The 23,702-nt window shown below is 64.4% G+C and carries 15 protein-coding genes; 10 read left to right on the forward strand and 5 right to left on the reverse strand.

The genetic code is table 11. The annotated features are described in order from the left end of the window. The coding region (locus ACIP9X_RS08645; protein WP_400479303.1) for an FG-GAP-like repeat-containing protein at positions 1-2,258 on the forward strand (2,258 nt) is incomplete at its 5' end. Between the two features lie 206 nt (positions 2,259-2,464). Here ACIP9X_RS08645 and ACIP9X_RS08650 read toward each other — a convergent pair. Together ACIP9X_RS08650 and ACIP9X_RS08655 are read right to left on the reverse strand one after the other, a co-directional pair. Continuing rightward, positions 2,465-3,688: an amidohydrolase family protein gene (locus tag ACIP9X_RS08650; protein WP_400479304.1), complete on the reverse strand. Its 1,224-nt coding sequence runs from the start codon at positions 3,686-3,688 to the stop codon at positions 2,465-2,467. A gap of 137 nt (positions 3,689-3,825) precedes the next feature. Next, positions 3,826-5,283, reverse strand: coding sequence for a DUF3100 domain-containing protein (locus ACIP9X_RS08655; protein ID WP_400479305.1), 1,458 nt, complete (start codon positions 5,281-5,283; stop codon positions 3,826-3,828). A 165-nt stretch (positions 5,284-5,448) separates the two neighbouring features. Between ACIP9X_RS08655 and ACIP9X_RS08660 the strand changes: the two genes are divergently transcribed. The 5 genes from ACIP9X_RS08660 (at position 5,449) to ACIP9X_RS08680 (ending at position 10,912) form a co-directional block, all read left to right on the forward strand. Next, a complete protein-coding gene (locus ACIP9X_RS08660; protein ID WP_400479306.1) occupies positions 5,449-6,936 on the forward strand; it encodes an amidohydrolase family protein in 1,488 nt (495 codons plus the stop codon). 260 nt (positions 6,937-7,196) lie between these two features. Next, positions 7,197-8,525, forward strand: coding sequence for an amidohydrolase family protein (locus ACIP9X_RS08665; protein ID WP_400479307.1), 1,329 nt, complete (start codon positions 7,197-7,199; stop codon positions 8,523-8,525). A gap of 72 nt (positions 8,526-8,597) precedes the next feature. Beyond that, positions 8,598-9,584, forward strand: coding sequence for an ornithine cyclodeaminase family protein (locus ACIP9X_RS08670; protein ID WP_400479308.1), 987 nt, complete (start codon positions 8,598-8,600; stop codon positions 9,582-9,584). A 42-nt stretch (positions 9,585-9,626) separates the two neighbouring features. Beyond that, positions 9,627-10,295 (forward strand): GntR family transcriptional regulator, encoded by a 669-nt coding sequence (locus ACIP9X_RS08675; RefSeq protein ID WP_400479309.1) that lies wholly within the window; start codon positions 9,627-9,629, stop codon positions 10,293-10,295. Between the two features lie 317 nt (positions 10,296-10,612). After that, entirely contained in the window at positions 10,613-10,912 is a 300-nt protein-coding gene (locus ACIP9X_RS08680; RefSeq protein WP_400479310.1) for a hypothetical protein, read from the forward strand. Between the two features lie 15 nt (positions 10,913-10,927). Here the strand turns inward: ACIP9X_RS08680 and ACIP9X_RS08685 are convergent, their stop codons facing one another. Beyond that, complete coding sequence (locus tag ACIP9X_RS08685; RefSeq protein WP_400479311.1) at positions 10,928-11,077, reverse strand: hypothetical protein; 150 nt, start codon at positions 11,075-11,077, stop codon at positions 10,928-10,930. A gap of 162 nt (positions 11,078-11,239) precedes the next feature. Then, positions 11,240-13,264: a multicopper oxidase family protein gene (locus ACIP9X_RS08690; RefSeq protein ID WP_400479312.1), complete on the reverse strand. Its 2,025-nt coding sequence runs from the start codon at positions 13,262-13,264 to the stop codon at positions 11,240-11,242. 452 nt (positions 13,265-13,716) lie between these two features. Between ACIP9X_RS08690 and ACIP9X_RS08695 the strand changes: the two genes are divergently transcribed. From ACIP9X_RS08695 to ACIP9X_RS08705, 3 genes are all read left to right on the forward strand, one after another. Next, the gene (locus tag ACIP9X_RS08695; protein ID WP_400479313.1) at positions 13,717-15,897 is read left to right on the forward strand and encodes an FG-GAP-like repeat-containing protein; all 2,181 of its coding nucleotides are present in this window, start codon (positions 13,717-13,719) and stop codon (positions 15,895-15,897) included. Between the two features lie 327 nt (positions 15,898-16,224). Continuing rightward, positions 16,225-18,390 carry a CAP domain-containing protein gene (locus ACIP9X_RS08700; RefSeq protein ID WP_400479314.1) on the forward strand — a complete coding sequence of 722 codons (2,166 nt, stop codon included), beginning with the start codon at positions 16,225-16,227 and terminating at the stop codon, positions 18,388-18,390. A 93-nt stretch (positions 18,391-18,483) separates the two neighbouring features. Further along, the gene (locus ACIP9X_RS08705) at positions 18,484-20,451 is read left to right on the forward strand and encodes a hypothetical protein (protein WP_400479315.1); all 1,968 of its coding nucleotides are present in this window, start codon (positions 18,484-18,486) and stop codon (positions 20,449-20,451) included. 158 nt (positions 20,452-20,609) lie between these two features. On the opposite strand, the gene ACIP9X_RS08710 is transcribed toward ACIP9X_RS08705, so the two are convergent. Further along, positions 20,610-22,673, reverse strand: coding sequence for a S8 family serine peptidase (locus ACIP9X_RS08710; RefSeq protein WP_400479316.1), 2,064 nt, complete (start codon positions 22,671-22,673; stop codon positions 20,610-20,612). Positions 22,674-22,921: 248 nt separating this feature from the next. Between ACIP9X_RS08710 and ACIP9X_RS08715 the strand changes: the two genes are divergently transcribed. Next, positions 22,922-23,641, forward strand: a complete 720-nt coding sequence (locus ACIP9X_RS08715; RefSeq protein WP_400479317.1) for a SipW-dependent-type signal peptide-containing protein — start codon at positions 22,922-22,924, stop codon at positions 23,639-23,641. Positions 23,642-23,702 lie beyond the last annotated feature (61 nt).

Below are 23,702 nucleotides of genomic sequence, written 5' to 3' on the forward strand. Positions count from 1 at the left end.
TTGAGGCGGGCACCTACCCGGGTGCCGGTTCGGTGACGGTGACCGCGCGGGCGACGACGGACTACGCCTTCAAGGCCGGAGCTGTCACGGAGTGGAAGTTTTCGTTCAAGGCAACGCCGTATGAAGTAACCCCGGCTGGCGTGGTGTTCACGGATAAGGACGGCACCGCCGAGGACAGCTACACGATCCCTACGACTGGGGGTGTGGAGTACCTGGTCGGTGACCATGTTGTTGAGGCGGGCACCTACCCGGGTGCCGGTTCGGTGACGGTGACCGCGCGGGCGACGACGGACTACGCCTTCAAGGCCGGAGCTGTCACGGAGTGGAATTTTTCGTTCAAGGCGACCCCGTATGAGGTGGTTCCGGCTGCTGTGGTGTTCACGGAAATGGACGGCACCGCCGAGGATACCTACTCGGTCCCGACGGCTGACGGCGTTGAGTATCTGGTGGGTGAGAAGGTCGTCGAGGCCGGAACCTACCCCGGTACCGGGACGGTGACGGTCACCGCGCAAGCGAAGACCGATTACGTCTTCAAGGCCGGTGCGGTCACTGATTGGACGGCGACGTTCAAGGCAACCCCGTATGAGGTGGTCCCGGCGGTTGTGGTGTTCACGGATAAGGATGGCACCGCGGAAGATACGTACACGGTCCCGGCCGTTGAGGGCGTTGAGTACCTGGTCGGTGAGAAGGTCGTTGAGGCGGGCACTTACCCTGGCACGGGTTCGGTAATTGTGACCGCCAAGGCGAAGACGGATTACGTGTTCAAGGCCGGTGCTGTGACGGAGTGGACGTTCTCGTTCAAGGCGACGCCGTATGAGGTGGTTCCGGGCACTGTGGTGTTCACGGATAAGGACGGCACGGCGGAGGATACGTACACGGTCCCGACGTCTGACGGCGTCGAGTATGTGGTTAGTGGGAAGGTCGTGGAGGCGGGCACTTACCCTGGCACGGGTTCGGTAACTGTGACCGCGAGGGCGAAGACGGATTACCTCTTCAAGGCCGGTGCTGCCGCGGAGTGGACGGCGACGTTCAAGGCGACCCCATATGAGGTGGTTCCGGGCGCTGTGGGGTTCACGGATAAGGACGGCACCGCCGAGGACACTTACACTGTTCCCGCCACCGAGGGTGTGGAGTACCTTCTCGGGGAGAAGGTCGTCCAAGCAGGCTCGTTCCCGGGTGCCGGTACCGTCAAGGTCTCTGCCAGGGCGAAGACTGATTACGTGCTGAAGGCCGGCGCCGCCGCGGAGTGGACGGCGACGTTCAAGGCGACCCCGTATGAGGTGGTTCCGGCTGCTGTGGTGTTCGTGGATAAGGATGGCACCGCCCAGGACACCTACACGGTCCCGTTCATCGACGGCGTTGACTACTTGATCGCAGGCAAGACAATTGCAGCCGGCACCTATTCGGGCACAGGCACGGTCAGTGTTGTTGCCAAGGCCAAGCCGGACTACGTGCTCAAAGCTGGTTCCGTAACCTCCTGGGCAACGACCTTCAAGGCTGTGTTCCGCATGACCATGGTCGTTGCCGCGGGAGATTTGAACAGTGACGGCAGAGCGGACGTGCTCGCCCGTGACGGTGGCGGAACCTTGTGGCTGTACCCCAGCAATGGGCGTGGCGGCTGGCTGGCACGAATCAAGGCCGGCGGCGGATGGAACATCATGAATTCGCTTGTTGGGGCGGGGGACCTTAACGGTGACCGGAAGGCCGATGTGCTGGCCCGCGATACTGCCGGGACCCTGTGGCTGTACCCGGGCAATGGGCATGGCGGCTGGCAGTCTCGGGTCCGGGCAGGTAATGGCTGGCACGGGATGACCTCGATTGTTGGCCCGGGGGATCTGAACGGAGACGGGAAGTCTGACCTGCTCGCCCGCGACAGCAGCGGAACGCTGTGGCTTTATCCTGGCAATGGGCGTGGCGGTTGGCTTACTCGCGTTCGGGCGGGCGGCGGCTGGAACGTGATGACCGCCGTCGTCGGGCCTGGTGACATGAACGGTGACCGCAAGGCTGATGTGCTGGCGCGCGACAGCAGTGGAACGTTGTGGCTTTATCCCGGCAACGGGCGAGGCGGTTGGCTGAACCGGCTGCGGGCGGGTAGCGGCTGGAACGCCATGAGCACCATCACGGGCCGTGGCGACTTCAACGGCGATGGTAGGAACGATGTTCTCGCCGTGGATGCTGCTGGCGTTCTCTGGCTGTATAAGGGCAGCGGAACAGGGTCCTGGCTAGGCCGGACCTCCGCGGGTACCGGCTGGAACTGATACGCCACGTCTTCCGTTGTCGGACGGCCGCTGCGCAGAATTTGCGTAGCGGCCGTCGGCGATTTTGGCATGAACGTTTGCTAGGCGATGCCAATTGCGCTGGGGCGCCGGTGTCACCGGAGCCGTCGACCGGAGCTGTACTCTGGGCTGGGGCAAGAACTTACTGTCCAGCAGGATTACTGCGGCGGGTACCGGGAGTCTTCTTGTTAGCGCGCTAGAACGGACAACCCGTCGGCGACGACCTTGCCGTCGTGGATGACGGTGCGGTCCCTGCCGCGGTCCATGACGGTGCTCGTGATGGTTTCGCCGTCGACCAAGACGATGTCTGCCGGGTCTCCAACGGCCAGGCCGGGCCGGTCGTCCGGGCTGGTGAGGCGCGGAACGGTGCGGTCCAGGATGGAGGCGCCCCCGATCGTGGCGATCGCCATGCAGTGCTCGATCAGCCGGTCCTTGCGCAGCCGGTGGGTGAAGGCCAGCTGCCAGGTACGGTCCAGCATGTCGCAATTGCCGTACGGGCTCCAATAGTCCCGCTGGCCGTCCTCGCCCAGCCCCACGCGGATCCCGGCCCCGGTCATCTGGGCAAGGTCGAACTGGGTACCGCCGCTTGCCGGGGCAACCGTCGCCCAGGCGACGTCAAGCTCGGCCATCTGCTCCACGAGCCGGGCGGTCACATCGGGATGGACGTTGGCCAGATCATAGGCGTGGGAGAGCGAAACGCGCCCCTCCATCCCGAGTGCGCGGGTGCGTTCGAAGATGAGTTCCGCGCTGAAGACCCCAAGGTGGCCGGGCTCGTGCAGGTGGATGTCGACGTCGACCCCGTACTTCTCTGCCAGACCGAAAACGATGTCCAAATGGCGGGCCGGGTCCCGGTCCAGCTGACAGGGATCAATGCCGCCGATGGTCGTGGCGCCGGCACGGAGCGCCTCCTCAAGGAGGGGGACCGTGCCGTCCTCAAGCAGGAGACCCGCCTGGGGGAAGGCCATGACCTCTACTGTGGCGGCGCGGGCGAAGCGCTCCTTGGCGGCCATGACCGCCTCGAAGCGCTCCAGCTTGCAGTCGGCGTCGATCTGGGCGTAGGAACGGACGCGGGTGGTGCCCCGTGCAATCATCCGTTCCAGCGTTCCCGCCACCACATCCCTGTAGGGGATGGGGGTGTCGCGCCAGTTTTCCCGGTCGTTGCACATCATGTTCCATACTCCGGGCTGCGCCGTGTGCTCCCGGAACGGCAGCCCGATCCGGGTCGAGTCGAGGTGGACGTGCACGTCAGTGAACGCTGGAATGGCGATCCTGTTGCGCCCGTCCACCGCGTCACCTCCAGCGCCTGCACCGACGACGGCGGTCCCCGCGGGATGAAGGGCGGCAATCCGCCCCTCCCGGACCTCAAGGTCCACTGCGTCCCCGCCCCATGGGCGGACATTGGTCATAAGCATCGGTCATTCCTTTCGGCGGCGGTGGCGGTGGCGGTGTCTGAGACGCGGCTGACAGCGGGGAGGGTACCGGCGTGCGGCCGGTACCCTCCCACAGCAGCATGGACTAGAAGTCCAAGGCAACTGGAAATTCAGGGCAACTAGAAGTTCAGGGCAACCTGGGCGATGGCTGCCGCGGCAACGAAGCTCGCCGTGAACGTCATCAGGGCGACGATGACGATCTTCCAGCTCAACGACCGCAGCGCCTTGACGTCCCGGCCGAGCGACATGCCGATCAGGGCGATCATGGGCAGGCCGGCAAAGAGGACGTTGATGTGCTGGGTGGAGGAGGCGATGAAGGGGCCGATGGGCAGGAAAGTGGCAGAGGCAATGGTGGCCAGGGCCAGGACCCAGATGCTTGACGGGACTGCCGGGACGAGCTTCGCAAGAACAAGCGCGACGGCGGTCAGGGTGAGGAGGATGAGCACGCCGAGGACATCCAGCGGCCGGGTGGATCCGGTGCCGAGGGCGTTGAGCAGCACGCCCGCCACGCCTGTTGCGGCAAACGCGGTGAGCCACGTCCATGGAGTCCGGACAACAGTGGGGTCCTCCTCGACGCCGTGAACATCCACGGTGTCTGCGCCCGGTGCTTCATCCGGCTCGGTTGCTGCCCCGGCTTGGCCTGCCGGGCTCAAGGTGCTCCCGTGGGTTCCGCGGGCAGCTCCGACCAGGACACCGCTCCGGACACGGCGGCCGAGGTCGTCGCGTCCGAACAGACGGGACCACATCGTGTAGAGCTTCTGGCACATTGGCAGCGCGATGAAGACGCCTGCGTAGAAGCCGACGATGTTGGTGACGAGGTTGGACAGGGCGGCGAGGGCCATGATCTCCCCGGCCATCTCCGGATACAGGATGGACAGGGCGCCGACGCCGCCGAGCATCATGGAGGCGGACCCGAGCCCGAGGCCCAGCGCAAGGGCCCGCGGGTCAAAGAAGTCCAGCCCGCCGAGCAGGCCGGCCAGGAGGGAGATGAAAACGGCACCGAAGACGCTGCCCAGCACCCACACCGCGAAGACGCCGCGGTACTCGGGGGAGCGGACGCCGAAACGCTGAATGGCGAAGGCAAGGTACGACTCCCGGTCGATGGACCAGGTGGCGCCGACTGCCGTGCGGCCCAACCCCAGTGCCACTGCCACCGGCAGGGCCAGGATCACCGTGCCCACCACGTGGCCGACCTCCTGAAGGAGGATGGCGGGGCCGATGTTGGTGAATTTGGTCAGCGACGGGCCGATCTGGGTGCCGAGACCTGCGAGGAAGAAAACAATGGATACGTCCATCAGGTGGGTGGACACTGCCCGTGCCCGCCCTCCGATTGGTTTCCACTTCTGGACGCCGAGGAATCCTCCGATGAGCACCGTCCAGAGTATGGGCATCAGGACGATGGCGGCCGGGCCAAGGTGGAACTTATGGGTTCCGATCATGATGGCCACGGCACATATGGCGGTGGAGGTTCCGATCATTGCGAGCCAGAGGGCGGGGCGGGCACGGAAAGAACGCGTGGGGGTCACGTCCACTAAGGCAGGCGCGGAGCCGACTGTGGTCTTCGCTTCATTGCGCATGACGCAGGCCTTTCGAGGGGGATTGGGGGAGGGGAAGCCGCAGTTCCATATGGCGGAATATGCGTTTCGGTATACCAAGTACCGTATACTCGTACCCATTGAGAGGCAAGTCACATTTTTTCGTTCGCCGGGAAAGCCCCCGGCCCCTGTGCAAGGAGGCACGTTTTGTTTACGAAAATCTCGGCCCGGTACGTTTTGGGATCAGACGGAAAACAGCACACGCTCATCGAGGACGGGGAAGTCGTCTTCCAGGGAGACTCGATCGTCTTCGTGGGGCGCGGCTACGACGGGCCGGTGGATGAGGAGCGCGACTACGGGCAGAGCCTGATCATGCCGGGGTTGATTGATCTCGATGCCCTGGCGGACATCGACCACCTCATCCTGGACTCGTGGGCCGCGCCCGACGTCGCGGCCGGCCACCTGTGGTCCGAGGACTACTTTGCCAACCGCCGAAGGGACGTGTTCACCCGGGCCGAGCGGGCCAAGGTTCGCGAATTCGCCCTTGCGCAGCTCGCATTGCATGGCGTCACGACGTACATGCCGATCGCCTCAGAGATCCATAGTTCCTGGGCCGAGAGCCTCGATGAGCTGGTGGATATGACAGAGACAAGCCTCCGCATCGGGCTTCGTGGCTACCTGGGGCCAGCCTACCGCTCCGGGGTCCATGTCACCACTGCCGCAGGTGCCCGCGAGGTCCACTTTGACGAAGCCGAAGGGCTCGCGGCCCTGCGGGATGCCGAACGCTTCCTGGACTACGCCGCAAGTCTCGCAGACCCCCTCGTCACGGGGGTCTTGCTGCCGTGCCGCATCGAGACGCTGTCTGAAGGCCTTATGCGGGAGACGGCCCGCATCGCCCGGGAGCGGGACGCACTGGTGCGTCTTCACTGCCTCCAGTCCCCGCTCGAGGACGACCTCCTGAAGCGGTCCGCCGGACGCAGAGTCCTGGAACTCCTTGAGACCACGGGGCTTTTCGGCACGCGCCTGCTCATTCCGCACGGCGTGGTGATCAACGGCAAGGACCCCGGCGCGCTGGCTCCAGGAGGCCCGCTCGACCTGCTGGCCAGGCACAACGTCAGCATTGTCCACTGCCCGCTGACGTCCTTCCGGTACCAGAAGCAGCTTGTCTCGTTCGACCGCTTCCGCTCAGCAGGCGTCAACCTGTGCCTGGGCACTGACTCCTTTCCGCCGGATCTCATCCGGGGCATGGACGTCGGGATGCACTTGGCCCGCATGCTCGAGGAAAGGCCTGATGCCGGGAAGCTGGCGGACTATTTCGACGCCGCCACGCTCGGCGGCGCGCGGGCCCTCGGGCGGGCTGACCTGGGGCGGATTGCCCCCGGCATGCAGGCCGACATCACGGTAGCCTCGCTGGGCAACTTTGGGGACGGCGTCATCGAAGATCCTCTGCGAACACTCGTTTTGAACGGTACGGCCCGCCAGGTGACGGATACCTTCGTGGCGGGACGTCCCGTCGTCGTCGGCGGTGCGCTCCCTGGCATCGATCTCGGCGCCCTGCGCGCCGAGGGGCAGCGGCTGTTCGACCAGATGCGTGCGGCCTACTCGGAGCGGGACGGGCAACTGCGGGAGCCTGACGAGCTGTTTCCGCCCACCTATCCGCCGTCCCGGGTCGCGGCGCCGGCTGCCGGCCTGTAGTTCCTTCGGCTCCTTGCAGCACGCCCTTCTCCCGCCGGGAAAGGGGCGTGCTGTTTGCTGCGGGGGAAGCGTGGTGGCAGGAACCCACAAGAAACTCGTCGACCCATACTCTTGGTTTGGTATACCAAAAGCGGTATTCTGGGGAATGTCCGAGGGCTGCAGCGCATGGTGGGAACGTTCCTCCCCCTCTGCAGCACCCCGACCCTGACCTGCTGATGCGGCCCGCTCCCCGGGCGCCGCCCACCTTCTTGGAGAGAACCATGTGCCTGCACGACCACACCCCTGCAGCCCTGCCCGCCAGTGCTGTCCCGCGCCGCGGCGTCCTTGCCGGGGCAGCCGCGCTCGCCGGAATTTCGGTTGCCAGCCTTGCCGCCCAGCTCGGAAGCGCGCCCGCCGCAAAGGCGGCAGGCAACGCCCCACATTCCGGCCGCCCCGTTCCACCTCCGCCCATGATCATCGAGGGCGGCACCATCGTGGACCCCAAGACGGGCAATGCAGTGGAAGACGGTGTCCTGGTGCTGGAAGAAGGCAGGGTCAGCGCCGTCGGCAGCCGTGACGAAACCCGGCGTGCAGTCGCCGCCCTGGCCGGCCGGGCGCGCATGGTGGATGCCTCCGGGCGTTGGGTCCTTCCCGGCCTCATCGACGTGCATGTGCATGCCAATGCGCTGTCCGATGCGGCGGCCATCCTGCAGGGCGGGGCGACCAGCGTCCGGAGCGGCTCGAGCAGCTTTTACCAGGACGTCGCCCTCGCTGCACTGCCTGAATGGGCCGCCGGCGCGTCGCCCCGGATGAGCCCGGCGGGCCTGTTCATTTCGCCCGAGCTGGGGGACTCGCTGCTGGCGGACCCGGACCTTGCGCCGCTCGCGTCCCTGCAAGGGGGAGTCACCGAACATACGGACCTCGCCTACCTCACGCGCGTCAACCTCAAACGCGGCGCCCAGGTGATCAAGACCCGGGCCAATCCGCGTGCAGGCTTGGCGGAACAGGACCCCCGGGAACTCGTCTACGGCTACGACCAACTGTCCGCGGTGGTCAAAGCCGCGGGCAAAGCGGGCGTGCTCTGCCATGCCTATAGCGCGGAGGGCATTGACGGCGCGGTCCGGGCGGGTGTGCGCAGCATCGAACACGGCGTCTTCGTCACCGAGGAGACCATCTCCCGGATGGCCAGCCGCGGGACGTACTTCACGCCCACCATGGATGCCATCACCAGCATGGCAGGCTCCTCCGATCCCGTCCTTGCCGCACGCGGCCGGGAATACACGCCCATCATCAAGGCGGCAGTGCGGGCCGCCCACGAAGCCGGTGTGACGGTCGTGGCGGGAACGGACTCCTTCGGGTCCGACGTGACGCCGATCGGCACGGAAGCGCGTCTGCTTGCTGAGGCCGGGCTGTCTCCGCTGGATGCGCTGAGGGCAGCGACAGTCAATGCCGCTGCCCTGCTCGGCTGGAGTAGGGATGCCGGACGTCTGGTCCGCGGTTCTTATGCAGATGCCGTCATTGTGAACGCTGATCCGCTGAAGAGTGCGTCAGCCCTGGAGCAGATCGGCGCCGTGGTGGCGCAGGGAGTCCTTGTGCGGAACAACCCCTGACCAACGGCTGCGCCCGGTAACCGGACGCCGCCCCTTCCCTTACCACGCGCCCTCCTAGCCAGAAAGCGACCCATGACCCTGATTCTTAAGGCCTCCGAGCTCCAGTCCCTGGCCGATATGCCGGGGACCATCGCCGCCGTCGAACGCGTCTTTGCCGGTCTCAGCCGGGGCACCGCCGTCCAGCCCGCGCCGGATTCACTTCTCCTGCCAGCCTCCGATGCAAGGTTCCTGCCTATGGCGGCGCTGTCCGGGTCCGAGGAGCTCGCTTCCGTAAAGCTGCTGGCGGACATCCCGGAGAACCGGGCAGCCAACCTCCCCACCCAGCGGTCCACCATCATGCTCGTATCCCAGCTGACGGGCGAAACCCTGGCCATCCTGGATGGCAAAGTCCCAACCAGGGTCCGCACCGCAGCCGCCAGCGCCGTCGCGTCCAAGCTCCTCGCGAGGCCAGGCAGCACCACCTTGGGACTGGTGGGGGCCGGCGCCCTGGCCGTGGCGCATGTGGAGGCCATGCTGGCCGTCCTGCCGATTGAAAACGTTCTGGTGTGGTCCCGTTCGGCGGACACCGTCGCTGCCTTCCGCCAGGAAATTTCCCGTTATGGACTCAACATCACGCCTGCTGCCACCGCACGGGAAGTCGTGGAAGGCGCCGACGTGCTCTGCACACTCACGCCGGCCGCTGAACCGCTCGTCAAGGGGGAGTGGTTCCAGCCGGGACTGCACGTCAACGCGGTCGGATCCCGTCCCCGGCCGGACCACCGGGAAATCGATTCAGCGGGCATGGTGCGGGCGCGGGTCTTCGTGGACAGCCTCGCCACGGCTAAGGCCAAGTCCGGCGGGTTGATCATCCCGGTGGCCGAAGGCGTGATGGGCTTCGACGATGTGGAAGCCGAACTTGGTGACGTGGCGGCAGGGACAAAAACAGGGCGCCTGGGGGACGAGGACGTAACCTTGTTCAACTCGGTGGGTATCGGTCTGCAGGATCTTGCCATCGGCCGGCTCCTGTATGACGCTGCCCTCAGCCAGGGGATCGGCACCCATGTGGAGCTGAATAGCTGAGACAGGGCGGACGTAAGACGCCGGCAATAACGGGAGGCACCAATGGCAGTCCAGGCGGAATCCCCCGCGTCCTCGGCGGATGCTACGCGGGCACGGATCCGTGAGCTGATCATCTCGGGTGAGTTTGCGCCGGGATCCCGGCTCAGGGAACGCGAGCTGTCCCATGCCTTGGATGTTTCCCGGGTACCTGTCCGGGAGGCCCTCCAGCAGCTGGAAGCCGAAGGTTTCATCGACACCTCCCCGCGGCGCGGGGCCACCGTCAAGCAGATCACGCTGCGCGACGTCAACGAACTCTTTGACGTACGGCTGAGCCTCGAAGTCCTCGCCGCACGCCTGGCGGCCCAGGCCTCGGCACGCGGCGAGTCGTCGGCGCGGCTGCAGCAGATGATGGATCAGGCAGAAGACGCAACCTTGCGCCATGACCATCAGCAGATACCACTCATAAACACAGCACTGCATGCGGAGATCGTTTCGATGGGCGGCAACTCTCTGCTGGAGTACTCCATGAAGCCCCTGTTGGGCAGGATGCAGTGGCTCTTCACGTTGACCGGGCACCGTGATCCGCAGGTACAGTGCGCGGAACACCTCAGCCTGTGCCAAGCCATCTACGACGGCAAGGCGGAACTGGCGGCGGCGCTGGCCTTTGCCCATGTCGAGCTGGGCCGTGCACCCTCGCTCCAGGGGCTGGCCGGGCGCCTGCCTGAGGCCTGAGCGAGGAACTCCGATATCGCCTCAATCAGTTGAGCCGCCGTCCCACGTGGCCCAAGGTTAGCCCAAGGTCTTCCTCCTAGCGTCGGACGCATGGGGAAACCACGCCGTGACCGCTTCCAGCAGCACAATGCACGGCAGCGCCGGCTGCGGGCCTTCTCTTATATAGGGCTGGTTCTGTTGGCCGTGGTGACGGTGGCCGTCGTATGGATGGCTCTCAATCGCTGACGCTTTCCTCGAAGGTGGCGTTGAAGACGGAAAATCGCTGGATGCAGGTCCCGCGATTGGTCTTGTGCTCAGTGACGGTTGGGCGCCTACTAATGGAAGAAGCCACTCTGCTGACTTCAGCCGACACAAAACTCGTCTTCCGATCAAAGGAGCTCGTCATGGCGATCTGCGACACCTGCGGCAACGATTACGACAAGGCCTTCACCATCACAAGAGGTGACCAGTCCGCCACCTTCGACAGCTTCGAGTGCGCCATCCATGCCATGGCTCCGACCTGTGCCCACTGCGGCTGCCGGGTCATCGGACACGGCACCGAGAGCGGGGGAGTCATGTACTGCTGCGCCAACTGTGCTCGCGGCGCCGGTGACACCGGAGCCGTTGACCGAAGCTAGAACGCGGCTCCCGGTTTATGCAGCCGAATCGTAGCGGTGGCTAATCGAGACGCCGCCATCCCCGTCGACGTCGTCAACGGAAATGTACGCGGTGAAGTCAGCGAGTGACATGAAGCAGTAAAAGTCGCTGTAGCGGTAGTTCGATTTTTCTGCCCTTGTTGCCACTTTGACTGCCTTCGCTTTCACCGTCGATTGTCTGTCGCTGCCTGCTGCAATCATGATCTGCGGCTTCGATCAAGATTTACGACGGATACCTGCACAGTCACCGCATTACTTCGACAAAATCAGCGCACGCCATTCTCGTCCTGGAAGCTGAAAGTCAATTCCTCAGCGAGTGCGTACCACCGCCGTCGCGGTGCCGCCGCGGCTGGATTCTGCCCGGACTGCAGTAATGAGGCGCGACGGCCCGGGCTTGGTCTTCCAGGACCAGTTGCCAAGGGCATTGATGGAGGCCGTGCCGATCCGTGCCGCTGCCCGGCCCGGCGTGACGTCGTACAGCACCACGGTTCCCGCCGCCGTCGTGCCGGTGGTCTTCGAGGTGCCGGCGAAATCGATGTCCTTTCTGAGACGGTGCCTGGCGGTGGTGATGGTGACGACGTCCTTTTGAACAGCCGGCTGTGCGGTTACAGGCGCTGCTGTTTCATTTGCCGTCGTGGAACCGCTCGTCTGGGTGGGCTGTGCCGTTTCGGTTGCCGTAGCCTGTGCGGTCTCCGTGGCGTCCGAGGTGTCCGCCGCCGCTTCATCCGGAACCGGCACCACCTCGTCGATCCGATGGGGCTTCACGGCTTCGATCGGATCGTTGGGGTCGGGGTCCTTGGGGTCGTAGCCCACACTGAACTGGGCCATCATGTCGTGGTCCTCATGGGGCAGGTTGTGGCAGTGGATCATGTACCGCCCCCGGTGCGGCCCGAACTGCATCAGCAGGCGCACGGTCTCGCCCTCACCGACGTAGACAACGTCTTTCGGCCCCTTCTCATAGGGAAAGGGCGGCCGGCCGTTGCGGCTGAGAACCTGGAAATCAATGAGGTGGATGTGCACCGGATGGAACCAGCCCCCCGAGCTGTTCTCGATTTCCCAGATCTCGACATCGTTGAGGTCCGGATCGGCAAGGACTTTCTTGTAGCCGCTCTTTACGATTTCGTCCCAGGTAAGCCCGCCGATCGTCCAGATGCTGTTGTCCCTCTTGACCCGCATCCTGCGGGTCTTGACCGACTGGGACGTTTTGAGGTCCATCACGGCGCTGCCGGTGAGCAGGGTGGGCATCACCTTGGCGGCCGGGCCTGAGGTGTCCACCGGGTCCCCGGTAACGTCGAAGGCCATGACCCTGCCCGTGTAGTCGTAGTCGATGTTGTTCTTGTTCGACAGGTTGCGCAGTTCCACCCTCTTGCCCACGGGATATTTGGAGAAGTCGATCAGGATTTCATAGCGTTCCGCGCCGGCATGCCGCCAGGAGGTGACCTGCTGCGCGGACGGCATCAGGCCGCCGTCGGTACCAACCATGGTGACCGCGTCTCCGGTACTGAGCTGGAACCGGTAGGAGCGGGAGATCGAGGCATTGAGGATGCGGAAGCGGTAGATGCGGCGCTGCACCTTCATCACGGGCCAGGGTGCACCGTTGACCAGGATGACGTCGCCGTAGAGGCCCGAGTGGGAGTTGTCGTTGTAGCCAAGGGCGCCGTTGCTGGCAAACATGGCATCGGAGATGGTCAGCGGCACATCGAACTTGCCCTGCGGCAGCAGGTTCCGCTCCACCTCGTCGTGCAGGTGGTACTGCCCGGCAAGTCCCGAGTACACGCTTTGGGCCGTGTTGTGCACGGCGTGGTCGTGGTACCAGAGGGTGCGGGCCGGCTGGAAGTTGGGGTACTCGTAGTCCTTGCACATCCCCCGGCCGGTGACGTCGTTGGCGTAGCCGTCGTACTGGGGCAGTGAGGCGGAACCGTGGAGGTGGGTGGAGGTGTCCAGGCGGTAGCCCCACTGCGGGTGGAAGAGCGGCAGCAGGTTGTCCATCTCCAGCGTGATCCGCTCACCCTGGTTCACCTTGATGGTCGGTCCCGGAAACGATCCGTTGTAGCCCAGAATCGGTGTGCTCAGTCCGGGAACGATGCTGGCCATGCCGGCGGTCTGCTCGATCTGGTAAAGGTGGGTCTTTTGGCCGTCGGCCCCGATGGTGGTGCTCTTGGGCGAGAGCACCGGCGGGATCGGCAGCGCCCGCTGGTACAGCTTCGGCATGTTCCTGGAGCTCAGCTGGCTGGCGGATTTGGCGTCAACGGACGAGAGGGGCACGGCCAGCCCCAAAGCCCCAATAACGCCTACCCCGCCAATTTGCAGTGCCTGACGGCGTGAAACTGACATGACTACCCCCTGTGTAACGTCAAGAATCAAAACCCCCGCAGATAGGGGCGCATGATGCGTGCCCACAACGTATGAACCCCACCTTGCGGAAACGCTGGAGGCAGGGGGGCTCCCGGAGTTGTCAGGGGAGGTGTTTCCTGCCGTCCGCCAGCAGGATCCGACGAGGTCCCTTTGTCGTCGCAGCCGCTTCATTAACGGGCGGGGAATTACCGGTACGAAACGCAGCGGTACCCCCAAAACGAGGGGTCTTTTGAGCAAGGTGTCCGTGGTGCAAATGATGACCGTGAGGCGCATGGGCCGGGTTAGTCGGCCGGTTGCTGCCCGCCCGCTGCGTTAAATCCAAGGTTAATCCCAAGGTCACCGCGTCACCGTGTTCGTGGCGGAACAGAATTTTCCGCTTGGCCTTGAAGGTACTGGGGGGCCACGAATCGAGTGTCCATTGAGGAGCCACCATGTTTTCCAAGTTTTTAGACTGGCCTCAGCTGCCGGAGGGAGCGCCACGCTCCCGTCGGGCTGTCCGCCAGCCGATGACGACGACGTCCCGCCGCCTTGCCGCCGTCGTTTCCGGTGCGCTGCTGGCCGCTTCGCTGGCGCCGCTGGCTGCTGTTCCGGCCAACGCAGAAACTGCCGGCTTTGGGCCAGTGGATGAGGCGAACGGTTTTCCCACCTGGTATTCGGACGGCACGGTCAAGCTGCAGCTCTGCTACCGAGCCAATCAGGGCTGCCTTGCCGAACTGCCTGACCCTGCGGCAGAGCCCTCCTACCCGGATAACTTCCCGGATGAAGCGTTCTGGTTCGCTGCTGAGGCGTCAGGCGGGACAACTTTGGACCTTTACGAGGCCGCCCTCGAAGCCGCGCACGCCAACGAAGCGGTGGTCGATGGGGACCAGCAGGGCTTCGCACGGCTTCGGTTCCGGCTCAGCAATCTGGTAATCGGCGCCGAGTACACCATCACCCACCCGTACGGTGTTCACACCTTCGAGGCCGTCGATGATGATAGGGGTGTCGGCGAGATCAACGAAACGATCGACGCCGGCGTCTGCACTCCCAGCCCGACTACGCCCTGCGACTGGGCCGGGGTTGGCCGGGCCTTCCTGGGTGACTTCGCCGATGGAACAACCGCCTCGTTCCTGCGGCAGGAGGGCGCAGAGGCCGGCACCATCGGCAGTATTGACACCGCGCGGCGGGTCACCGGAGCCCCATCGGGCAACAACTTCGTCCAGGTCGTGGGCCCGGACGCCGGCGGCCCAGGAGTGGATACGCTGAGGGTGGACACCTTCACCGTCCAGGGCCTGATCGCCGAGGGCGACGACGGCAGCCCCTCGACTCCGGATCTCGTGGCGGCCAGCGACAGCGGCCGTTCCACCACGGACAACATCACCAAGGTGACAACGCCCACCGTCGCGGGCACACTGCCCGCCGGTACAGAAGGACCTGTGGAACTGATTGTCGACGACGGCACGCCCCAGGCAGCCACCGTCACCGGCTCCACCTATTCCGCCACGCTGGGCGCACTGTCCCCGGGCGTGCACCGTATTCAAGCCCGCGCCGGTGACCTGGTTTCCCCGACGCTCACTTTCACCGTGGACACCACCGCGCCGACAGTTTCCATAACATCGCCGTTCCCGTCCACTCCGAGCCTGGACAACACTCCCACGCTGAACTTCAGCAGTGCCGACCGGCAGGCCCGGTTCGAATGCCAGCTGTTGCCGACGAACGCAACATGGGATCCCACCTGCCCCTCGCCCAAGACCTGGGATGCGCAGGCCAACGGTGCGCACCTCTTCAACGTCCGCGCCACGGACGCCGCCGGCAACGTCAGCGCCACGGCGACCAGGACGGTGCACATCGGGCAGCGCGTGACTGCGGCAAAGGCCAAGCTGCAGGACTTCAACTCTGACGGCAGGGCCGACGTCGTCTCCCGCGACTCCAGCGGACGGCTCTGGCTCTACCGCGGCAACGGCACCGGTGGCTTCCTCGGAAAGTCCCTGGTGGGCAGCGGCTGGAACTCCATGACGTCCATCGTGAGCCCGGGCGACTTCAGCGGTGACGGCAGGGCCGACATCGTGGCCCGCAACTCGGCCGGCGCATTGTGGCTCTACCGGGGCAACGGCACAGGCGGCTTCGGCGCAGGGATCCAGATCGGCAACGGGTGGAACACCATGAACGCCATTTTCGGCCCCGGAGACTTCAACAATGACGGCAGGACCGACCTGGCAGCCCGCAATGCTGCAGGAAACCTGTACCTCTACTTCGGCAACGGGACAGGTGGCTTCTTCCCCGGAAACGTTCAGATCGGCAACGGCTGGAACACCATGAACAGCATCGTCGCTCCCGGTGACTTCAACGGTGACGGCAAAGCCGACCTCGTGGCCCGTGACGCTGCCGGGAACCTCTTCCTCTACCGCGGCGACGGAGGTACGGGATTCCTCGGAAAGGTCAAGATCGGCAACGGGTGGAACACCATGAACAGCATCACGGCCAACGGTGACTTCAACGGTGACCGCAAGGCCGACCTGACGGCCCGCGATGCCAGCGGACGGCTCTTCCTGTACCGGGGCAGCGGAACCGGAGGCTTCCTCGGGAAGCTTCAGATCGGCACCGGCTGGAACACCATGAACTCGCTGAGCTAGTTCCCAGGAGCTTCACGGCCCGATCAGCAAAAGCACCGCCCGCGTACACCCGGTACGCGGGCGGTGCCCTTTTGCGCGAATTGTTGAAGCTGCCCACCCTTACGGGGCAAGCGCAGATAGGCAGCGGTTTCCCTGCGGCCGCTAATCAACCTCAATATCGTCGAAGGATTGACGCATTTCCGGAGGTTGAAGTGAAAACCGGTGTTACGTTGTGGTTTCACTTTCATCGTGAGGTCTATACGCACGTCTGGTGCTTTTAGGCCTCACCGAAGACGTCACGCGAAAGAGGCTTCCGGGTCAGTGCCAGGAGCCTCATTGGGGGAACAAATGAATAAGTTGGTGATGCCTCGGCTCGCCTCGGTGCTGCTTGCTGCTGGCCTTATTTCCGGTGGAATTGCCGCGCCTTCTCGGGCAGCCGAGACGGATAACGCTATCAACACTCAATCGCGCGATGCTGTGGTGGCCGCGTACCAGACCCGCTACCTTCCTTCCGAGGCGGAGGACATCAACTGGACAGGGTCAGTGGCGGGGTGCGATCCGGGAACCCAGTCGGCAAGTTCGCTGGCAAGCGGAACGGCGGCGATCAACTTCTTTCGCGGTCTCTCAGGATTGGACAGCATCGTCCTCACGGCCGAGCAGAACGCGAAGGCGCAGGCGGCCGCACTGATGATGCATGCCAAGGGCGCGCTGAACCACTATCCAACCAGCGATTGGACGTGCTATACGCCGCAGGGCCAGGCCGGCGCGGCAACCTCCAACCTTCACTACACGTATCCTGAGATTTCCTCCATATCCACAGCTGTCATGGGGTACATGGACGACGAAGGCTACAACAACGCGGACGTGGGGCACCGCCGCTGGCTCTTGAACCCCACGACGACCACCATGGGAATCGGCACCACCAGCATGTTCAATGCCATCAGCGTCATTGGCGGCGGTACCAGTGCGACACGGGTCAATCCGGATTTCATCGCATTCCCGAACGCCGGCTATTTCCCCGCCCAGCTGCTGCCGCCGGAACGCTGGTCGCTGTCATCCGGCCATGACGTAGATTTTTCAAAGGCCCGCGTTACGGTCACCAACGCTGCCGGCACTGACATGATGGCGACGACCTACCACGCGATGAACGGCTATGGGCCGAACACAGTGGTCTTTGACGTCCCCCAGCTGCAGCTACCCAGCGGCGCGGCGGAAACAAACTACACCGTCAAAGTCACGGGCATGGTCCGGGACGGGATGCCGATCGAGCACACCTATACCGTGAAGCTGATCGACGGCACCGTGACCGGTCCCAGCACGCCCGACCCCACACCGCCCCAGATCCGTGAGGACGTGGCCGTCACGCCGGCGGCGCCTTCCTTCGGCACAAACACCTACACGATTCCGTCCACACCGGGAGTCCGCTACTTCGTGGAGGGTACTGTCCACGCGCCGGGAACCTATTACGCTTCGAACGCCATCACGGTTACCGCTGAGGCCGTGTACGGCTACGTCCTGCAGGGCACGGCATCCTGGTTCAAGGACTTCCGGCCGGTTCCCTTTACCAACGTTGAAGCTCCTGCACCCACCTTCGGCACATCCTCCTTCACGATTCCGTCAGTGACCGGAGTCCGCTACCTGATAGAGGGGGTCGAGCGCGCGGCCGGCACGTACCCCGCATCAGGTTCCGTCACGGTCTACGCTGGTGCCCTCGCCGGTTACGCACTCACCGGGACAGTGGTGTGGACGCACTCATTTCCGCCGCCGCCCCCAACCCCTCCCGCAGCGCCCACCATCAAGTCGCAGGACAGCGTTCTCGCCATTGATTCTTCAGGCATTCTTTGGAACTACGGGAACCTGAAGAACGCCCGGGTAAAGATCGGCACCGGCTGGGGCAGCTTCAGCGATATTCACGTTACCGACTGGAATCGGGATGGCTACTTCGACATCCTCGGAAAGACCAAGGCCGGGCAGCTCTACCTGTACAGGGCCCTGCGCGGGGGTGGCTTCGCCAGAGAGACCATCGGTGCGTCCGGCTGGCAGAACCTGACCATCGACATAGGAACCTGGAAGGCTGCCGAGAAGTTTCCGTCTGTTGTGGCCAAGCACAGCTCCACCGGAAAGCTGTACCACTACGCCAATGCCTCCGGTGAGGCACTCGGCCGTGGCGTCGAGATCGGTGCTGGCTGGCAGAAGCTGGATGTCAGCCTGCTCGACTGGAACCGCGACGGCGCCATGGACATAATCGCTCGAAATCCCAACGGCCAGATGGTGCTCTACCGTACTAACGGCCGGGGCTCCTTCCTGCCGGAGAAGCGCCCGGTCATTGGAACGGGCTGGCAAAGCTTCACGTCCCTCACAGTAGCTCGAGGCCTGGGCGGGGCCGGCACCCAAGGTCTCCTGGCACGCACAAAGTCCGGGACGCTGGTGTACTACCAGGCGAACAAGTCCGCCTGGGCTGGCTCGCGGACGCTCGGCGCTGGCTGGGGACTATATAGCATCGGCAGCCATTGATCTGAACCTGTTCGTCGCCTCCGGCTTTCAGCTCGCCGGGCCCGCCAACTTGCAACAACATTCGACCATCTACAACCCGTACATCTCGAACTCGTGGTCACGAATTCGGATGTGTTCTCATCTTATTCATTGGGGGATATTTTGACGCGGCTATCTGCCTTTCTAAAGTTGTTGTTGGTTTCTGCATTCATAGGATCAGCGGCACTTTTGGCGGCCGGGCCGGCGCAAGCAGACGCTGTCGCTCAGCCAGTGATTACGGAGCCTAAGCGCAGCGGGATCGTGCAGCTGAACAAGGATGCAGATGGCTCCTATTCCTGGGGAGTCAGTTTCGAGGCCCCCAAGGGGCAGATGTACATTGCATCATGGGCCCGTTCACATGGTTTGTGGTCCTCACCTGCTGAAGCCGAAGCCGCACTGCATCGCCTTGGTGACTGCCAGATGGCCGTCAAAAAGGCCTGGGTAGGCAAATGGAATTCATACGCTGAGGTGAAGGCCCATGACACGGCGCCTGAGCCGGATAAATGGGCCACGCCGGAGATTGATAAGAGTCTCGCCGCTTGCTTTGCCGCTTCCGGTCTGGGTTCAGAGCAGGTCCGCGAAAGCCCAACTGATACCGGAGGGCGCATAGACATACCTCTGGACCTTTTGGGACCCGGGACACACGCCCTGTTTGTGATCGGTGTGGAAAACCCCGAAGGTACCAGCCAGGGCCAGCCGGGTTGCGCCGAGGTGACCTACGCGGATGGCAGTTGGGCTAATGCGGGTTGCCAATTCTTGACATCAGAGCCGGTAACTTTCACCGTGACTGTGCCGTACCCTTCGGTACCGGACACTGTGCTTCCTGCTGCCGATGTGGCAGAGGGATCGGCATTCCGCTCCACGATCTTCAGCCAACTCCCTGCAAGCCCAGGCTTTGGAGGCTCCGGCGCACAAGACGACACGTTCACGAGAGCCGGGCTGACCGTTGCTGTTGCACTGGTCTTGGCAATCCTTATTGCTCTTCCCACTGAGCTGGTGGAAAACACGATTTCGAAGAACCATTCGCGGATCGCAGCCTTTACCAGAAAACTGCTGCCCGCCCGGCGACATGGTGCTGCCTCAGGCCGCGCTTCAGAGGGAGAACAACCCCTCGCGGAAGTTCCGGCAGTGCAACGACCGTGGGGGTTCCGGGTTCTCGGTGGAGTGTCCCGCTGGTGGTCTTTTCCGACCTTGCTTGCCGGAGCGGTGATTGCCGGGTTCGCAGAACCTAAGTTCGGCATCAACTGGATGTCCCTTCGACTCGTCGTCACCCTGTTCGTGGCGTTTCTCGTCGTGAACCTCGGCGGGACCTTTCTGACCTGGCTCCTCACCCGGCGGCACACCGGAACGGAAAAGCCGCGGCTGCGCGCGCGTCCGGTTTACCTGGTGCTCATCCTGGCCACGGTGGTCTTCGCCCGAACCGTCACGGTGGAACCGGCTCTGGTCTTCGGCACCCTGCTAGCCATCGATTATGGCGTAAGGCTCTCCCAAGCCCGCAGCGCTTGGGTATCCATCCTTGGTGCCGCATACGCCACCATGCTCGGCGTCGGCGCCTGGATCGGTTACACAGCTATAGCTCACTTCAAGTTGGCGGATGTCGGCAACCTCACAGAAATTGATAACCAATACACCTTCACCGTGTACACGGCCATCTCGTTCACGCAAACGGCGCTCGGCGAGCTGGCGAGCACCATCTGCGTACAGGCTTTGACCACGGTACCAATCGCCTTGCTTCCTTTGGCGTTCCTCAGCGGCTCAGCTCTGTGGCAGTGGAAGAAGTGGGTTTGGGTAGTCACGTATGGTGCCGGACTGGCTGCCTACTCGTTCGTGCTCGTTCCGATGCCCACCTCCTGGAAGGAAATCTCGCAATCGTTGGCGCTCTGGGTTGGAATTTTCGTCAGCTACGCAATACTGGCCGTGGGTTTTTGGGCTTACTTCCGCATAACAACCAAGGCCGATCCTCCGGGTTCTGACGACTCTTCGCGCCCAGAGGCACCGGACGACTTCGACGGGAAGACGCCCTTGGCCGTTCCTGCTCGTTGAACCTTCGCCACGGTGCCGCCCCTCCGCCGTCAAAACGGTGGAGGGGCGATCGGTGCCGTCGCGGGAGGGGCGGGCATCCGTTGCCGAGGACATCGAAGAAGTAACCCCTGCAGATCAGCTAGGCAGCAGGTCCATAGTTCGCAGGCCGGTCAAGGCCGTCACCGGAAGATGTTGAAGCTGCCCCAGCCCGAGCCGACGATGGTCCGGGCACCCCAGGTGCCCCTGCTGTAGGGGTAGTGGGCGAGCCTGCCGTCACCGAGCCGGCTCATGAGCCCGTGGCTTCCGATGGTGAATCCGCCCACGCCGGTGATGCTGTTAATGGTGTTCCATCCGGTGCCCACCACGCGCCTGGACTCGGCCACGAAAGCGCCGGTTCCGGTGGAGCGGTACAACACGAGGCCGCCGTCGCTGCGCTTGGCGAGGAGGTCCTGCTTCCCGTCCTGGTCGAAGTCCACCATGGTCAGGTAGAGGCCGCCCCAGCCGGTTCCAGCCTTGGTGCGCGATGCCAGCGTTGATCCGGTGCTGTTGCCGTAGTACCAGAGAGTTCCCGCAGCGTCGTAGGCAAGGATGCCCGGGTACTTGTCCGCCGTCCGCCAGCGGCCGACCGTCACGTGGTAGCTGCCCCATCCCGAGCCGATGGCCTTGGCGGCGGCGAGACCGCCGCCGGGCTTTCCGGCGTACAAGCTCAGCCGGCCGTCCTTCCACTGCGCGATGACGTCGAAGACGCCGTCGGTGTTCCAGTCGGTCACGAAGCCCTTAGCCAGCGAAGACCAGCCGGTGCCGATCTTCTCCCGTGTCTGGAAGCCGCCCTTGCCGTTGGCCGGGTAGTTCCACAGCACGCCATCCGGAGCGGCCGCCACGATGTCGGCACCGCTGCGGATGGACGGCCCGGAAGCGGCGGGCGCGGGCGCGGGTTCCTGGGCTACGGGCAGCTGCGAAACGGGTTCCTCGGACACCGGCGCCGGGGCCGGTGCAGGGGCGGCGGCTTCGGTGTTCAGCAGCCGGTTGGGCGTCCCCGGCCCGGGAGCGGCAATGACATCCGTGCTGGTGCGGGCCAGCAGCTTCGCGGAGACGTCAGCCGGGCTCAGTGCAGGGTTCGCGGACAGCAGGAGAGCGGCCGCGCCGGCCACGTGCGGCGAGGCCATGGAGGTCCCGCTCATGGTGGCCTTCGCCGTCGTCGAGCTGATGCCCGCGGACGCGATGCCCACGCCCGGCGCGTACAGGTCGACACAGGTGCCAAAGTTGGAGAAGGAGGCCTGCCGGTCCGAGGAGTCGCTCGCGGCGACGGTCAGGGCCTCCGGCACCCGGGCCGGGGAGCTGTTGCAGGCGTCAACGGCGGAGTTGCCGGCAGAGACGGCGACCGAGACGCCGTCGGCGATCACGCCCTTCACCGCGGCGTCCACCATGGCGCTGGGGGTGCTGCCGAGGCTGAGGTTGGCCACGGCGGGCGTTCCCGCCTGGTGGTGGGAGACGATCCACTCGAGGCCCGCAACCACCTGTGAGTTGTACCCGGCGCCGTTACAGTCCAGGGCCCGCACGGGAACGACCGTGGCGGCCTTGGCCATGCCATAGGTCTTGCCGGCGATAATTCCGGCCACATGGGTTCCGTGGCCATTGCAGTCGCCGGTGTCGAGTCCGTCAGTAACAGTTGCCCAGCCCGCGGCGACGCGTCCGCCGAAGTCCGCGTGGGAGGCTAGCACACCGGTATCGACGACGTACGCGGTGACCCCGGCGCCGGCGGTGGCCGAGGTGTAGGAACCGGACAGGGGCAGGGTCCGCTGGTCCGTGCGATCCAGGCCCCACGGCGCCGGCTGCTGAGTCTCGGAGATCGTGACGGGCGCGTCGATTTCGACGGCGGCCACGTCGGGGGAGCGCTGCAGGTCCGCCAGCTGGGCCGGGGTGGCCGTGACGACGGCGCCGCGCAGCGCCTTCGAGAAGGTGCGTCCGACGGCGACATTCCGCGCCCGCAGGGTCCTCGCCTTCGCTGCCACATCAGTCCCCGCCGCATAGCGCACGAGGTAACGGGCGGCGCCCGGCTGCCGGGTCGCCGTCGGGGTTTCTGCTGCCGGGGACTCCTGCTTGGGGGATTCCTTGGCCGGGGATTCCAGCGTGGCCGGAGCGGCTGTGGCGGCAGTGCCGGCGGAAGTGGCCGCGAATGCTGTCAGCAGCAGTGTGGCGAGGGCAGGGCGGAGCGACGATGAACGAATTTGGGGGTCCTTCATATGTTGGGCGGGGGGCCGTGGGACGGTCCGCTGGGATCTGCATTAAGCGTAGCGTCGGTTGGCGACCCGGCTTCCTGAACTGTCGCGATCCTGCGGCAAGTCTTGGGAAGTCCTCCCACCTCAAGATATTGCTGTGCCAATCCTTGGTTGTTGTTGATTGACATTTGATCGAACGTTGCGGGTTGGGCCATACGTTAGCTACAGCTTCCTTTCCGGAAGTTGTAGCTAACTGCCCATGGGGGGAAATTATGCCTGCTCCAGTTGTTTCAGTCTCAAAATCCCGGCGTCCCGGAAAAGTCCGCGCCATTCTGGCCTCGGGGCTGGTCCTCGGAGTAGGGGCAGCCTTCACGCTCGCCGCCTGGACCGACAACGAGTGGGTGTTCGGCGGCGCAGGGCCCGGCAACGATAAACCGGGCACGAAGAACTATGGCATGGAACAGAACACTGTGGTCCCGCCCGCTGCGGCGGTCTGGACCGACCAGGGGTCGCCCAACGGTGGACGCCTTGATTTCACCATCAAGGCCGCCAGCATGCTGCCCGGCGACACCGTTTACGCTCCGTTCCAGCTCCGCGCCAAGGTTAAATCCGAAACCCTGACGGTGACGCTGGCGGAAGCACGGCAGGCAGATGGGGCCGTAGAACCCACCAACAGCAGCACCTTGTACAACGCCCTGCGCTACCGGGCCTGGGTCGGCGTGAAGGCAGAGAACTGCAATGCAGATGGCCTTAAGACGGGGGAAGGGGTTTCAGTTCTAGTAGGGCCAGGCACCGGTGCCGGCCTTCCGCTTAACACCCTCGGTGCTGACGCCTTCATCCTTCCCGCAGGTGATAGCTCCAGCGACCCCGGCAAACCCGTCGACCTGTGCTTCGCAATGACGTTGCCGGCTGATGCTCCTAGCACCCTGCAGGGCAAGAACGTTGTGCCGCTATGGCGCTTCACGAGCTCAGTCGGCCAGCCGGCTGTCTAACCAGCCATGGGAAGCCGTTCAAGGCAGCCCCTTGAATCTGATGGTCCGACTCTTCAGCGTG

The organism is Arthrobacter sp. NPDC093125, assembly GCF_044754225.1.
Taxonomy (GTDB): domain Bacteria; phylum Actinomycetota; class Actinomycetes; order Actinomycetales; family Micrococcaceae; genus Arthrobacter.

What these genes read in the sequence shown, in the direction of transcription:
- ACIP9X_RS08680 (WP_400479310.1), top strand. Translation starts at nt 10,613, where the DNA reads ATGGAAGAAGCCACTCTGCTGACTTCAGCCGACACAAAACTCGTCTTC.
- ACIP9X_RS08690 (WP_400479312.1), bottom strand. Translation starts at nt 13,264, where the DNA reads ATGTCAGTTTCACGCCGTCAGGCACTGCAAATTGGCGGGGTAGGCGTT.
- ACIP9X_RS08670 (WP_400479308.1), top strand. Translation starts at nt 8,598, where the DNA reads ATGACCCTGATTCTTAAGGCCTCCGAGCTCCAGTCCCTGGCCGATATG.
- ACIP9X_RS08695 (WP_400479313.1), top strand. Translation starts at nt 13,717, where the DNA reads ATGTTTTCCAAGTTTTTAGACTGGCCTCAGCTGCCGGAGGGAGCGCCA.
- ACIP9X_RS08650 (WP_400479304.1), bottom strand. Translation starts at nt 3,688, where the DNA reads ATGCTTATGACCAATGTCCGCCCATGGGGCGGGGACGCAGTGGACCTT.
- ACIP9X_RS08715 (WP_400479317.1), top strand. Translation starts at nt 22,922, where the DNA reads ATGCCTGCTCCAGTTGTTTCAGTCTCAAAATCCCGGCGTCCCGGAAAA.
- ACIP9X_RS08665 (WP_400479307.1), top strand. Translation starts at nt 7,197, where the DNA reads ATGTGCCTGCACGACCACACCCCTGCAGCCCTGCCCGCCAGTGCTGTC.
- ACIP9X_RS08675 (WP_400479309.1), top strand. Translation starts at nt 9,627, where the DNA reads ATGGCAGTCCAGGCGGAATCCCCCGCGTCCTCGGCGGATGCTACGCGG.
- ACIP9X_RS08710 (WP_400479316.1), bottom strand. Translation starts at nt 22,673, where the DNA reads ATGAAGGACCCCCAAATTCGTTCATCGTCGCTCCGCCCTGCCCTCGCC.
- ACIP9X_RS08655 (WP_400479305.1), bottom strand. Translation starts at nt 5,283, where the DNA reads ATGCGCAATGAAGCGAAGACCACAGTCGGCTCCGCGCCTGCCTTAGTG.
- ACIP9X_RS08700 (WP_400479314.1), top strand. Translation starts at nt 16,225, where the DNA reads ATGAATAAGTTGGTGATGCCTCGGCTCGCCTCGGTGCTGCTTGCTGCT.